The sequence below is a fragment of the Reichenbachiella sp. genome (genome assembly GCF_965223055.1).
Classification (GTDB): Bacteria; Bacteroidota; Bacteroidia; order Cytophagales; family Cyclobacteriaceae; genus Reichenbachiella.
Genome location: NZ_CBDCVM010000012.1, coordinates 710,083 through 724,634, shown reverse-complemented (window position 1 = coordinate 724,634; position 14,552 = coordinate 710,083). Strand labels below are relative to the sequence as shown.

Sequence of the window (14,552 nt, the reverse complement as noted above, 5' to 3'; positions counted from 1 at the left end):
GCAGACTTTTCAGCCCCATTCAATATATTTCTGTTGATTGGTATTATTAGTTTATTGCTGGCCTTCTCGAATCGCTTTAAACTCTGAACCCTCTTTCCATTTTGGGAAAGCGGACTCATTAGCTAACGTATAGCCAATATCGAACATTACCTGCATATCCAACTTAACTCCTTCTGCATTGAAATCTTCAGAGTACTCATCAGAAGGCTTGTGATAGTTTTCGCTGGTGTATTTCTTGTACTGCTCTTCTCCCCATTCTTTTCCATGGGCATCACTATCAGTCGCCCCTTTTCCATAAAGGGCCGGGATACCAATACTGGCAAAATTGAAATGATCTGATCGGAAAAAACCACCCGACTCAGGATGTGGATCTGGCGTGATGTATCTGCCTTGCTTCTCCACCGCTCTCTGAGCATAATCATCCAATTCAGATTGACCATATCCTACAATCGAAAAGTCATTAACTCTTCCAATTGGACGTATGGCATCCACATTCAAATTGGCCACCGTTTTGGCAGGATCATAAATAGGATTGACTGAATAATGTGCAGAACCTAGCAACCCTTGCTCCTCAGCAGTAACTGCCATAAACACGACAGATCGTTTGGTTGGAATGTTCAATTTGGTAAAGGCCTCGGCCACTTGTACAATACCAGCTACGCCTGTACCATTATCTACAGCACCATTATATATAGAATCACCATCCACAGGTTTTCCTATTCCAAAATGATCCCAGTGCGCACTATAGATGATTGTCTCATCTGGTCTTTCTGAACCTTCATATCTTGCAATCACATTATTGGATTTTGATCTTTTGATGCTATTAGTAAGTCCGACTGACAATTGTTGATTCATAGAAAAAGACTTGAACTCGCGTTTGCGTGCTTCTTCATAAAAATCATAACCTTTCATACCCATGTTGGCAAACATCTGATTGGCACTTTCTTCTGATATCCAGCCCTCAATCACACATCGAGACATGTTGTTATCCGGATTTTCAAGATACAAATTGGCTCCAGACCATCCGCCTTGCACTACTTCAAAAGGATAGCTGGCATGTGCCGTTTCGTGCACGATGATAATTCCAGCAGCACCTTGCCTGGCTGCTTCTTCATACTTGTAAGTCCATCTTCCGTAATAGGTCATTTCGTTTCCCTTGAAGAAGGACTTGTCTTCGGTGCCAAATCCAGGATCGTTGATCAGAACCAAAACAGTTTTTCCTTTGACATCTAATCCCTGATAGTCATTCCAATCATACTCAGGAGCGATCGTACCATATCCTGCAAATATGATCTCAGAATTATCTATTCGTACGGAATCGGTTACCCTTCGGGTCAAGGCTACAAAATCATCCCAGTAGTTTAGGTTGATTTCATTATTCCCGCCAGTAATTTTCATTTGAGGATCGACCTTAGCGGTCAATTCTACTAGAGGAACCTCCTGGAAGTAGCTATCTCCATTACCAGGTTTCAGACCCAGCTTTTTGAACTCATCTCTGAGGTAGTTGATCGTTTTGGTTTCCCCTTCTGTGAAAGGCATTCTGCCCAAAAACTCATCTGAAGCCAAGGCCTTAATTCGAGTTTTTAAGCCCTCTTCATTGATACTATCATAAGCTTCCTGAAAGTTTTCCTTAGGTCCACAAGCAAAAGCTAATATGGCAATAACAAGCGCGTTTATAATTTTTTTCATTGGATTAATTAGATTAATAAATCACCAATTTAATTAATCCCAATGAAGCAAAAGTGGATTACAAACTAAAATCGCAATAAGTGTTCGCCTTTCCTAAATCAATTTCCTTCCAAACCGCTCAAAAGCTGCTCGATCCAACGCTTCACGATGATCTGGATGGGCAATATCGATCAACAACTTGGCACGTTCCTGCAATCCTTTTCCATACAAATCAGCTATACCGTATTCCGTGGCAATGTAATGAACATTGGCTCTTGTTGAGACAACACCCGCACCTTCCTTCAATGTTGGCACAATCTTAGACAAACCTTTACTAGTGGCAGATGATAAGGCTATTATTGGTTTCCCTCCTTCAGAGTAGGACGCTCCTCGGATAAAATCAATTTGGCCGCCCACACCTGAATATTGTCTGGTTCCAATCGAATCTGCACAAACCTGACCTGTCAAATCAATTTCTATGGCACTATTGATCGAAGTCACTTTATCGTTTTTCCGAATAATGGCGACGTCATTCGTAAAGGCGACATCCATCATCATGACACCAGGGTTATCATTTACAAAGTTGTAGAGCTTTTCAGTTCCCATGATAAAGGCAGACACAATCCGACCTGGGTAGAGCTTTTTCATCTCACCGGTGATAATTCCTTTTTCCACTAAAGGAATCACCCCATCAGAAAACATTTCGGTATGAATGCCTAGTTTCTTGTGGTTAGTCAAACTGGAAAGCACAGCATTTGGAATGGCGCCAATCCCCATTTGAAGGGTTGCACCGTCTTCCACCAAGCCAGCCACATAGTTACCAATTCGTTTTTCTATATCTGTAGGCTCTGGCACATCTACGGTGTAGATAGGGCAGTTGTGTTCGACAAGAATATCAAAATTACTGATGTGCATCATGCCATCACCATATGTACGAGGCATATTCTCATTTACTTGAGCAATAACCAATTTGGCGCACTCCACGGCCGTATGAGAAGCATCTACAGAGACACCCAGCGAACAAAAACCATGTTTGTCCGGTGGTGACACTTGAACCAAAGCCACATCCAGTGGCAGCGTCTCCCTAATCATTTTGGGAATCTCACTAAGAAAAACTGGAATGTAGTCAGCAATTCCCTGCTGAGTGGCTTTACGTACATTAGCCCCTACGAAAAACGATTTTACTCGGAAACTACCTTGATATTCTTCCTTTAAATATTTGGCTTCGCACTCTGTATGGAGGTGTACAATTTCTACGTTCTCCAAATCCGAAGCACGATCCGTTAATGCGTCAATCAAAATTTGAGGAGCTGCGGCTACACTGTGAATGAAAATTCTATCATTTGATTTTACATATTCCAGCGCCTCTTTGGCAGACAAATATTTACTCATGGTGTCTTTTTTTGTTGTAAAAGTAGAAGGGTGAAAATATTAAATTCATGACCTAAATCATCTTTTGCAGTAGTTCTTATCATTGGCTGATCTAGTCAGCTAACATCAACTTTTTTCACTGATAAAAGATAAATTAATTCTTAAATCATTATAAAAACATAATTTAGACAACTCTTTCCCTAAACGGGAGTACATCGTACTGAAAACAATACAGATTCTAAATATATGCTGGACAAAAAATCGTTTAGAAAAGAAGCCCACAAGCTCGTCGACTGGATGGCTGATTTTTATGAAAACATAGAAAATCTCCCCGTCAAGTCATTATCCAAACCGGGAGAAATCATCAATCAACTACCAAAAAACCCTCCAGCTAAAGGAGAGTCATTTGATCAAGTTTTTAAGGATTTTGAATCCATCATACTTCCTGGAATGACGCAATGGCAAAGCCCTAAATTTCACGCTTACTTTCCTGCCAATTCAAGTTATCCATCTGTACTTGGTGAAATGCTGACAGCTACATTGGGAGCCCAATGTATGATCTGGGAGACTTCCCCTGCAGCAGCAGAATTAGAAGAACTTATGATCAATTGGCTCAAGCCGCTAATGAATATTCCGGCAGAATGGACTGGCTGTATTCAGGATACTGCTTCCACTGCTACCTTGGCTGCTATGATTTCGGCCAGAGAGAAAAAATCCAATTGGTCAATCAATCAAAGCGGATTTGACAATCAAAAATTAAAATTTTACTGCTCTGCAGAAACTCACTCTTCTATAGATAAGGCCGTAAAAATTCTTGGTGCCGGCGTAGAAAATCTGGTGAAGGTAGAGGTTGATGAAAGTTTGGCAATAATCCCTTCTTCCCTCGAGTCTGCGATAAAGAGTGACATTGAAAATGGATTTATTCCATGTGCCGTGGTAGCTGCAGTAGGCACTACCGGTACGCTCGCCATTGATCCAGTGGATGCTATTGGAGACATCTGCAAAAAATATGACGTTTGGCTTCATATCGATGCGGCGTATGCTGGCACGGCGCTTATGCTTCCGGAATATCATTCGATGATTACAGGAATAGCGAAGGCAGATAGTTTCGTATTCAATCCTCACAAATGGATGTTTACCAATTTCGACTGCACGGTGTACTTCATCAAGGACGAAGAAGCGCTCATTAAGACCTTTGAAATTTTACCTGAGTACTTGAAAACAAGCACTCGAGGACAGGTCAAAGATTATCGGGATTGGGGAGTACCTCTCGGTAGAAGGTTTCGTGCACTCAAACTTTGGTTTGTCATTCGTGATTTTGGCATAGAAGGTATTCAAACGAGACTTCGAGAGCACATGAGCTATGCGAAGTGGTTCGCCAACCAGGTAAATGAAAACCAGCATTTTGAGCTTGTTATTGAGCCTAAGCTAAATGTAGTTTGCTTTAGAATAATCGGTTCGGAAAAAAATGAAGAACAATTGGATGAGCTGAATGCAAAACTAGTAGCAGCAATCAATAATTCAGGAGAAGCATATTTGACACACACGAAAGTAAAAGGCAAGTATGCGCTTCGCATGGTCATCGGCCAGACCTATGTTCAACAACATCATGTGGAAGAGTCCTGGCAATTGATACAAGACAAAGCCAATGAGTTGCTTTAGTTATCTTTAAACCCGAAAAATGCCATTGCATTTTCAGGAGATAATGAAAAATAGTTATTGAGTTATTAGGGAATTGTTTGAGTGTTAAAACGGTGATTTATAAAGTTACCTAATAGGTTTCTAGCCAGTATTTGATATTTTATTAATTGAACCTGATAATCTTTCTATTAACTAATTTAAAATCACTATTAACTTCTGAATTGCATGATTCAGGTTAAATCAAAAAAATTGAAAAAGATAGTAGTACTCACCGGTGCAGGAATTAGTGCTGAATCGGGCATCAGTACCTTTCGCGATGCTGATGGTCTCTGGGAAGGTCATGATGTGATGGAAGTAGCCTCACCGCAAGGCTGGGCTGCCGATCGTGACTTAGTGTTGGATTTTTACAATCAAAGAAGAAAGCAAGCACTTACAGCCGAACCAAACAATGGTCATCTAGCTCTTGCTGAATTGGAGAAAGATTTTGAAGTGGTTATTGTCACACAGAACGTAGACAACCTTCATGAAAAGGCAGGGTCTTCGCAGGTAATCCATTTACATGGAGAATTATTCAAATCAAGAAGTACAGTTGACGAATCTTTGGTCTATGACATGGAAGGTTGGGAACTCCATGTTGGAGATAAGTGCGAAAAAGGTTCTCAACTTCGTCCACATATTGTTTGGTTTGGCGAGATGGTTCCTATGATGGATGTGGCCATCAAGGAGGCAAGAGAAGCAGAAATCTTCCTCATTGTAGGCACTTCGCTTGCCGTTTATCCGGCTGCTGGACTGATGCACCATACTCAACACCACGTGCCTAAATATATCATAGACCCTAATATGCCTGAAGTTCCTTCGGAATCCAACCTTCATTTGTTTGAGGAAAAAGGTGGCACTGGAGTGCAAAAAGTAGCCAACATTCTCAGAGAAAAATACCTATGAGTCATAAAAAGATCATCAGTGCTGAAATTGCCAATAAAACTACTGCCTCTATCATTTGTACTAATTCTGATACTCAGCTGGATCAGCCATTATGGGCTATTAATTGGTTTGACCTAAAAAGAGGTTGGCTCTATGAGTTATATAATCGCCTCGCTTTCCAGCATGTGAAAGGTGTAGGAGCTTACCCCATTTTTAAGGGGCAGTTAGAAAAGGTATTGTTGAGCAATGAGCGGTTGCAAAGAGACATGCTGTTGGTGGTGCGATACCCAAAAGCACAAAGCCTTTTGGACATGCTATCTGTAAAGCTCTTTCAACTCAAAAGCCTACTACGAAATGCTGCTGTCAGACATTTTCAGTTTGGCTTTATGAAACAAGGCAACCAACCTAAGGAAGAACCTCCTTCATTGAAATATATGGGCAAACTGAAATTCATGGTTCATGTTTGTGAAAACGAAGATCATCGGCAGATTGATCAGTTAGTAGCTTATGCGAATTCTAACGAAGTCTTTCCTTATTTCATTGGCAGTAAATCGGCTATCATGGGTTTACAACAAGGAAAAGGAAGGATAAGAACCATCGACTTTATACTTAGTCATGTTTTGATCTTCAGCGCCTTCGATGATGAGACTCTGGAAGCTTTTGTGAACTCAGCCCCATACCAACAACTCATTCAAAAGAGCGAATCGAGTTTTTCTGGGATTTATCGAAGAAAAATATGACTCCGGAGCATTGCTCCGAAGCCATCGTTTTGGGTTATGCTAAATCTAATGCCGTTGCCAATGCCTGCTCAATATCCCAAATCAAATCTTTCGGATTTTCAACGCCTACCGACAGTCTGATCAAGTTTTCTTTAATCCCAATTCTCAACTTCTCATCAGGGTCTACTCCAGCATGAGTCATGGTACCGGGATGCTGTATCAAAGACTCCGTACTGCCCAAACTAACTGCTAGCTTGATCAATTTCAATCTATTCATAAACTGAAACGCCTCTGCTTCACCTCCTTCGATTTCAAACGAAATCATCGCACCTGCTGCGCTACACTGTCTTCTATAAATTTCATATTGTTCAGGGTCATCTTCCTCAAGAAACCCCATGTAATACACTTTCCTGATAGAGGAATGACCTTTTAGGAACTCGGCCACTTTTGAAGCGTTCAATGCCTGTAACTCCATCCGAGCCTTCAGAGTCTCAAGACTTCTCATCAGTAGCCATCCTGTCCACGGCCCTGCCATATTCCCAAGGAAAGTCCTCAGCCCTTTAATTCGTGCCATGTTCTCTTTTGAACCTAAACATGCCCCTGCTATGACATCACTATGCCCACCGATATACTTAGTGGCTGAGTAGAGCACAAAGTCAGCGCCATGCTTCAAAGGATGCTGCCAAAGCGGTCCCATATAGGTATTGTCTACTGCCAGATAAACGGGTTGATCTTCTTTGGAATACTGATCTGCAAGTTGTCGGCACATTTGCATGTCAATCAAACTATTCGTAGGATTGGCTGGAGTTTCGATATAAATCATTGCTAATCGATCCGCATGACCTGAGTCCTTTATAATATTTTCAATTTCTTCCTGTGTACTGTCAGGATAAAACCCAACTACATGAATACCAAATTTGGTTAGTATATGATTGATGAAATGATCCGTACCACCATAGACCGGTGAACTATAAAGCAAAAGATCACCAGGCTTTAAAAATTCCATCAAACAGGTAGAAATGGCCGACATACCACTTTCAAAAACTGCACAGTCCTCAGCTCCATCCCAAAGGCACAACCTATTTTCCAAAATTTCAAGATCAGGATTATTTAGCCTACTATAAATCAACCCTAATTCCTCACCTTTTTCTTGTTCTCTCAAGCCATAGGCTACTTCAAAGAAGGCCTTGCCCTCTTCCGCTGAGTTGAATACAAAAGTTGAAGTTTGAAAAATTGGACACTTGATGGCACCTTCAGATAATTTGGGGTCGTATCCATGGGACATCATCAGACTTTCGGGACTAAACTGTTGTTTCATTGTTGCTCTTTATGACAATAATGAATAATCAATCTATATTTATTATATCTTATAGATTATAAATCTACATATTAGGCTAATAGTAGATAATATATCTAAATACGATGCATGTTTGACTACACAAGAGAAAAAATGATCATAGACAACACAGACATTCAAATATTGGAAATCCTGCAAAGGGATTCTAAAACCAAAATGAAGGATATTGCCAACAAGGTCGGCATGACTATTACCCCTGTATACGAAAGGATAAAAAAGATGGAGCGAAATGGGATTATCGAAAATTATACGATCACTGTTAATCCCAAGAACTTAGGATTTCAGTTAGTGGCCTATTGTAGTGTAACATTAAAAGAGCACTCAAAGGAAAATCTCAAGAAATTTGAGGAAGGAGTTCAGGACCTTCAACCTGTATTGGAGTGTAATCATCTATCTGGAAATTTTGATTACCTTCTCAAAGTTGTGGTGAAAAATATGGAGGATTATCAAGTCTTCATTTCCGATCAATTAGCCGCGTTAGACAACATTGGTCAGGTTCAAAGTTACTTTGTCATGAAGGCGATCAAAGAAAGTACTTTCTCTTGTAAAAATGCAATCTCAAGCAATACGTAAATTACCTACGTATTCAGGGTTTTACCTAAATTTTGTTCGGCAATACACTTAATCTCATCCGCCCAATTCATAACACCCTGATATTAAGGTGTTTCAACTTGCATATTTAAATTAATTTTTACAACTTACTAGTGCTATTGAGAAAAGTTAAATTGATTGCTCTCAGCAATTATCAACCAGAATCCACTATGTCACGAAATTTAGAATTACGTAGCACTTTCCAATTTTCCGGAGAAGGGCTAGGTACACTAGCCCAACCACAGGAAAGCCTAATGAATTCCAAATCACAGGCTTCAGAATCAACAGAACATATCAACAAAAACAACTATGGTGTTGCTACTTTAATGAGCAAAGCCATTTTTTCTTCCCTAGGTCCGGAAATGCAGAAAATGACCGAGTCTTACTGTTCCAAGCGATTAGCCTCGACAATAAACAAAGGATTTGACTCTTCTAATAATTTGCTTTCTGTAAGAGGTGCTAAAGAGTCGCTAGAAAACTTTGAGTTCAATACTGAGAATGCCTTTACAGCGGGAGTTACATCTAAATTTTATTTAAGAGAAGGTGCTCATAAGGGTCATGTGATTTTACATGTGCCGGCTTTTGTTCCCGAGCAAGAATTGAACATTCCAAAAGACGCCACTAATTTCAAAATTTGTGCGCGTTTGATATCAGTTTCTGATTATGAAAGAAATGGAGAGCATGTAGCCATCTGCAACAAAGTACAACACACGAAAGTGGGTATATATGAAACCACCATGTTGCCTGTACTTAGAATTCCAACGCAGCCACTAACGGCTCCTTTGACTATACCCACTGAAACTTCCATCCAAAATGACGTTTCGGCTGTTTTAGTCCTTGGCATTAAATTCTATGCATACGAAAATTCAAAATTCAGCTTCAAGCCAGAGCATGGTATGATGAAGATCATGACAGTGCATTGATCAACCGCCAATAGAAGACATAGATTCAGATATATTCTTATCTACTCTCCTGTTTCGTTCCGCTGCAAAACCATCCTTTTCTCTTTTTTGCACCGTTGAAATCAAAATCTCTCGGAGATCGTCATCACTTTTATTATTTCTCAATAAGCCTTTTATATCCAAAACCCCTTCGTCGTACAAGCAATTTTTAATAGTTCCTGTAGCCGTCAGGCGAATTCGGTTGCATGCACCACAAAATGTTCGTGAAAATGCCGGAATGATACCAAGGTTGCCGCTATGGCCTTCCACCTGATACAAAGTGGCCGGATTGCTTGGGTGGGAATCTAGTTTTTTTAAGGAAGGGAATGCTTCTTTAAGTTCTTCAAGAATACGTACGTGACTCCAGTTTTTCTGAGAGGCTGACATATCGGATCCATTGAACGGCATTTCTTCAATAAATCTGACACTAATTTTACGATCTCTTGCCAAGTGGGCCATGTCAATTACTTCATGGGTATTTTTCCCATGCATAACTACCATATTGATCTTAGTATTAAAACCACGAGCTGTCAGACCATCCAGTGTCTTCATTACCGTTTTGAATTCATCTCTCCTAGTAATTTTATGAAAGTTTTCTCTGTTCAAACTATCCAAGCTTAAGTTGACCCCATTTACCCCTATCGTTTTCATCTCTTCTAGATAAGGTTGAGTCAGCACACCATTGGTGGTAATATGAACTGCTTCTATCCCAGGAATTTCTTTAAGATTCTTAAGTAATGAAATGAAGTCCTTTCTTAAAAATGGTTCTCCTCCAGTCAGTCTGATTTTCTTAATTCCTAAGGAAGCAAAAATGGTTGCTAACCTTATAATCTCTTCGAATGTCAGCAACTCTTTCTTTGGCAGATAATCAATTCCCTCCGCCGGCATACAATAAAAACATCTCAAATTACATCGGTCTGTAACAGCAATTCTGAGGTAATCAATCTCTCGATTCCATGAGTCCACCAGTTTAGTAATAGGATAATTTGTCATTTATTAATATTTGATTGGAGTCATCGGTGTTGACCTCAAAGATAAGACGGATTATCTATGAAATTGGTTGAATGGCAAATCTTCAGTACTTATTTTTAAGGATGCGCCAAAACCTATTCTTATTTGTTATTACTCTTCTTGCCACTGAGCTAATGGCTCAGCAACATAAAATAGATAGTCTAGAAAATGCGGCTGTCTCACATCCTTTCCAAGACTCTGTCAAAGTAGATTTATACAATCTCTTTGCCTTCGAAGTCATAAATACCAATCCAGATAAAGGAAGGAAATATGCTACGATGGGATATGAGTTGGCGAAACAAATAGGGTATCAAAATGGATATGCACGCGGTCTAAATCTTGTAGGTAGTTCGTTGCTCACCATAGGAGAATACGACACCGCACTTGAATTTTATCTGGCCTCGCTGAAAGTCTACGAACAATCACAGTATCAAATGGGCATTTTCATTACTTACAATAACATTGGTGAGCTATATGAAAAGAAATTCCAATACCAGGAAGCGTTACAATATCATAAAAAGTCTTTAGCCCTAAAGAACAAATATCTGAAAGGCAGAAAACCAATAATGTCGTACGTCAATCTTGGGCAGATATACTTCAGACTGAATTATCTGGATTCGGCCATCAGTCATTTACAGATTGCAGAACAAATGGCCAAAGAAGAAAATAGGATTCGTTTGATTGCCTATGCTCAGACAGGATTAGGAAAAGTATTCGCCAAACAAAAGAGTTACACTACTGCGCAAAATTATTTCAATAAAGCGGATCAAGTGTACAGACAATTAGAAGACTATCCAGGCATATCTGGTATTGCATTGGAAAGAGCTAAGATTGCTATAGCCAATAGAAATTTTGATCACTCAAAAGCCCACTTGAAAGAGGCCATTCAGTATGCTGAAAAAGTAAATGCAAAGGAACTAAAACTGGAAGCATTGGCTTTGCAGTATAAAACAGACTCGACACTTAACGATTTTAAAGCTGCTTTCGTCTCGATGAGAAAAATGCATAAACTTTCCAGTGAGATATTCAATTTGGCAAAAGAAAAGCAGCTGCAAACTATTCAGGCCAAATTTGAATTTGAAGAAAATCAGCGACTTCAAAAAGAATTACAAAAAGAAAAAGAAACCAGTCAGAAAATCGTGCAATATCAGCGGACAATTATTGCAGGCATAGTCGTCATTTTAGTTCTAATTAGCATCATTGCCATTTTGTTTTATTACCAAGTCAAAAAACAGTCTCGTCTGAATCGACTACTCAAAGACAAGAATCGTGAAGTCAAAGAAAAGGCGCTTGAACTGGAAATCCTCAATAATAATCTTGAGCAAATTGTGGAAGAGCGAACCAATGTAATTCATAAGAAAGATGTAAAACTCAAAGAATATTCCTTCCTGAATGCCCACATCGTAAGAGGTCCATTGGCCAACATCCTCGGCCTTACCAAACTCCTGAAGGGCGAAATTGAAGAAAATGAAAAAAGAGAAATGATTGATCACCTCTACTATTCCGCAGACAAGCTAGATGACGTACTCACCGACATCAAAAAGAAGCTGGAAAAAGGAGAAATGATCAATTAATCAATCTACTCTGATTGGAATCAGCTCATCGAAGAAAATATCATCGTTGGGTACATCAAAGGTCATCCGTTCGATCATAAGATTGTTATCCATATTGAATTGTACAGTTCCAAAACTGAACCACGCATGTTCTATGTCCCAGTCGATTTCCCACACGTCATAGTGCCAATGCTTGAGTGTAGCTGAAAGAGCTTTGGCATTTGGAAAGTTCAAACGCAACTCCCCATTCTCGAGAGTTACTTTGATATCACCATAAATGTTTGCCTTGTAAGTTCCTGCGTACTTATTCAAATCAAGTGAAGGCTTCGTTCCTTTCACACGTTTAGCCTTGCGCTCTGTGATTCTTGGATCTTCTTCAGTTGCTCCCATGGCATTTAGATACCGCTCCGACCAATCCGGTCCATTAATACCTAAGAATTGATCCAAAGCGTAATACGTCGCCGCCATCATTGGGCTTTTCATTCCATTGGTCAAGACTATTACACCTAGTTTTTGGTTGGGTAGCATATTGAAAGCTGTGAGCATACCATCGTAGCCGCCAGTGTGCCCAATTCTCAGATTATTGTGGTAATCACTAATTCCCCAGCCCAAGCCGTATCCACTAAAGTGACGACCAAAATCGTTGGTTTTGGTATGATCCACTACAAAATTATTGTGGGGTGTCCACATGAGATTTCTGGAGCTTGCGTTAAAAAGTGTATCGGACCCACTCACGCCATGGTTCATATTTGTTATCATCCATTTAGACAGATCTTCCACACTTGAGATCAATCCTCCCAAGGCGCCAATTTCTTCCCAGTCCTCCCAAACAATGGGGATGTTTTTTTCATCATTTCGTGCATGCGGTGTGGCGTAGTTTCCAACAGATTCTAATGCGCTCGGACCGGTGATGGTACGATCCATACCCAATGGCATTAATATTCTTTCTTTCACATTCTCCGACCAGCTTTTGCCTGTTACATTGCGAATCACTTCGCCGGCCGTGATATACATGAGATTGGAGTATCCATATCCTGCTCTAAAATCAAATGAAGGAGGTATATTCTTGATTCTGGCTAGGATTTCCTCATTGGTAAAATCGCTCTTGTACCATATCACATCCCCACTAAAAGTCCCCAAACCTACACGGTGGCTCAAAATATCTCTAATCGTAGTATGTGCAGTCACCCATGGGTCATACAACTCAAATTCAGGATAATAATCCTTCACTTTACCGTTCCAATCCAACTTGCCCTCCTCTACCAACTGAGCAATAATAGTTGCAGTAAAAGCTTTTGAATTGGAGGCGATGGCATATAATGTATTTTTATCAGGAGCACCTTTTCTGCCTACTTCTTTGACGCCATACCCTTTCGCAAAAACCAATTCACCATCTTTCACAATGCCGATGCTCATGCTGGGTACATCCCAGTCTTTAGTCATCTTTTCGAAATAAGCATCAAGTGCTTTCAGATCAACATCCGTAGTCTGAGCGAATGATTGAAGGCATATAAAAAGAGTAAGTGCCAATGAAAGGAAGGACTTTTTCATGTGTTTAATTTTAGTTTGAGCCGAAATTATGAAATCTGGAAATCAAATTCCAAATGAGACGTGAGTTCAGGTGTGGATACAGGATGAACGGTTGCCCTTTTGAGCGAATAGTTGAAGACAAAAAGTCAAAAGGTTAATTTATTCTGCAATCTCCACCGAATAAACCATAGGCAGGTCGGAGGAAAGTTGCTTCCAATTTTCTCCGAGGTCATTTGAGTAATACACGTTACCGGTAGTGGTACCAAAGACCAAACTACCTCCAGATATATCCAGACAGTGTCTATAGACAATATCAAAACAATTTTCTTGCGGTAAGCCTGCTCTTTGTTCCTTCCATGTCACACCCCCATCATCCGTTCTACAAACCACCAAGGCTTGATCCACCGCCACCCGTATTTCATCACTGATGCCTGGCACTACCCAAGCCTGATCGGGGTTATCGTGCTTGATAGCTACCGCAAAGCCAAAATTGGCAGGGCCTTCTTTTTGACTCACCTCTTTCCAGTTTTTTGCACCATCAGTGGATACAAATATACCACAGTGATTCTGCTGCCATAGTACATCAGGATTAGTCGGGCAAGCTTTGAGTATGTGAGGGTCCTGGCCGATTTCTGAATTCGGATCAGGCAGGAAGTCTGCTTTCAATCCCTTGTTAGCCGACTGCCACGTCTCCCCCGCATCAAAAGATTCGAACACCCCGGCACAACTTACCGCTACGTAGATATGATTAGAGTCCCGCGCGTCAACTACTATCGAATGAATACCTGGATTGTCGCGACCTCCTCCAAACCACTTCTCTCTGGACGGATGATTCCACAGAGACTCCACGAGCTGCCAGGTATCACCATGATCCGTAGACTTAAATAAAGCTCCCGGATCAGTACCAATATATAAAACTCCTGGTTTATCCTCACCTCCATGTGCCATGGCCCAGAGATACTTTACAGCCGCCGGCACTCCCTCCTTCACTTCCATGCCTTCAACAAACTTTGGTGCTTCTATTTCTTCCCAGTTTTTTCCTTGATCTGTACTTCGATGCAACTTACACCCCCAGTGTCCGTGATCTAGGCAAGCCCACCAGGTGTCCGAACGTTCGTCCACCAAAGTGAGCGAAACTGGGATGCCTAAGAAATGGGTAGACTGATGAGTCCAATCCTCCCCATTCTGTTGATAAATGATCAATCCTTTTCGTGTTCCGAGTAATAAGTTAGTTTTTGACATGGGTTTA

12 protein-coding genes are annotated in these 14,552 nt (G+C 40.5%); 6 read left to right on the top strand and 6 right to left on the bottom strand.

Annotated features, from left to right (window positions below; translation table 11 throughout):
• Positions 1 to 51: 51 nt before the first annotated feature.
• Entirely contained in the window at positions 52 to 1,689 is a 1,638-nt protein-coding gene (locus ACOQO5_RS18515) for a M28 family metallopeptidase (protein ID WP_420583174.1), read from the bottom strand.
• A gap of 93 nt (positions 1,690 to 1,782) precedes the next feature.
• The gene (locus tag ACOQO5_RS18510) at positions 1,783 to 3,060 is read right to left on the bottom strand and encodes an acetyl-CoA hydrolase/transferase family protein (RefSeq protein WP_420583173.1); all 1,278 of its coding nucleotides are present in this window, start codon (positions 3,058 to 3,060) and stop codon (positions 1,783 to 1,785) included.
• A 225-nt stretch (positions 3,061 to 3,285) separates the two neighbouring features.
• Between ACOQO5_RS18510 and ACOQO5_RS18505 the strand changes: the two genes are divergently transcribed.
• The 3 genes from ACOQO5_RS18505 (at position 3,286) to ACOQO5_RS18495 (ending at position 6,341) form a co-directional block, all read left to right on the top strand.
• Positions 3,286 to 4,701 carry a pyridoxal phosphate-dependent decarboxylase family protein gene (locus tag ACOQO5_RS18505; protein WP_420583172.1) on the top strand — a complete coding sequence of 472 codons (1,416 nt, stop codon included), beginning with the start codon at positions 3,286 to 3,288 and terminating at the stop codon, positions 4,699 to 4,701.
• A 228-nt stretch (positions 4,702 to 4,929) separates the two neighbouring features.
• Positions 4,930 to 5,622 carry an SIR2 family NAD-dependent protein deacylase gene (locus ACOQO5_RS18500; protein WP_420583171.1) on the top strand — a complete coding sequence of 231 codons (693 nt, stop codon included), beginning with the start codon at positions 4,930 to 4,932 and terminating at the stop codon, positions 5,620 to 5,622.
• Positions 5,619 to 6,341 (top strand): hypothetical protein, encoded by a 723-nt coding sequence (locus ACOQO5_RS18495; RefSeq protein WP_420583170.1) that lies wholly within the window; start codon positions 5,619 to 5,621, stop codon positions 6,339 to 6,341. The genes ACOQO5_RS18500 and ACOQO5_RS18495 overlap by 4 nt, the downstream gene beginning before the upstream one ends.
• A gap of 34 nt (positions 6,342 to 6,375) precedes the next feature.
• On the opposite strand, the gene ACOQO5_RS18490 is transcribed toward ACOQO5_RS18495, so the two are convergent.
• Entirely contained in the window at positions 6,376 to 7,638 is a 1,263-nt protein-coding gene (locus tag ACOQO5_RS18490) for a cystathionine gamma-synthase family protein (protein WP_420583169.1), read from the bottom strand.
• A gap of 108 nt (positions 7,639 to 7,746) precedes the next feature.
• Between ACOQO5_RS18490 and ACOQO5_RS18485 the strand changes: the two genes are divergently transcribed.
• Positions 7,747 to 8,250, top strand: a complete 504-nt coding sequence (locus tag ACOQO5_RS18485; protein WP_420583168.1) for an Lrp/AsnC family transcriptional regulator — start codon at positions 7,747 to 7,749, stop codon at positions 8,248 to 8,250.
• Positions 8,251 to 8,438: 188 nt separating this feature from the next.
• Entirely contained in the window at positions 8,439 to 9,191 is a 753-nt protein-coding gene (locus ACOQO5_RS18480; RefSeq protein ID WP_420583167.1) for a hypothetical protein, read from the top strand.
• Here ACOQO5_RS18480 and moaA read toward each other — a convergent pair whose 3' ends face one another.
• Complete coding sequence (gene moaA / locus ACOQO5_RS18475) at positions 9,192 to 10,202, bottom strand: GTP 3',8-cyclase MoaA (RefSeq protein WP_420583166.1); 1,011 nt, start codon at positions 10,200 to 10,202, stop codon at positions 9,192 to 9,194. It lies immediately after the preceding gene.
• Between the two features lie 71 nt (positions 10,203 to 10,273).
• Here moaA and ACOQO5_RS18470 point away from each other — a divergent pair, with 71 nt between their 5' ends.
• Positions 10,274 to 11,794, top strand: a complete 1,521-nt coding sequence (locus ACOQO5_RS18470) for a tetratricopeptide repeat protein (RefSeq protein WP_420583165.1) — start codon at positions 10,274 to 10,276, stop codon at positions 11,792 to 11,794.
• Here ACOQO5_RS18470 and ACOQO5_RS18465 read toward each other — a convergent pair whose 3' ends face one another.
• Positions 11,795 to 13,324: a serine hydrolase gene (locus ACOQO5_RS18465; protein ID WP_420583164.1), complete on the bottom strand. Its 1,530-nt coding sequence runs from the start codon at positions 13,322 to 13,324 to the stop codon at positions 11,795 to 11,797.
• A gap of 138 nt (positions 13,325 to 13,462) precedes the next feature.
• The gene (locus ACOQO5_RS18460) at positions 13,463 to 14,545 is read right to left on the bottom strand and encodes a WD40/YVTN/BNR-like repeat-containing protein (RefSeq protein WP_420583163.1); all 1,083 of its coding nucleotides are present in this window, start codon (positions 14,543 to 14,545) and stop codon (positions 13,463 to 13,465) included.
• Between the last annotated feature and the right edge of the window lie 7 nt (positions 14,546 to 14,552).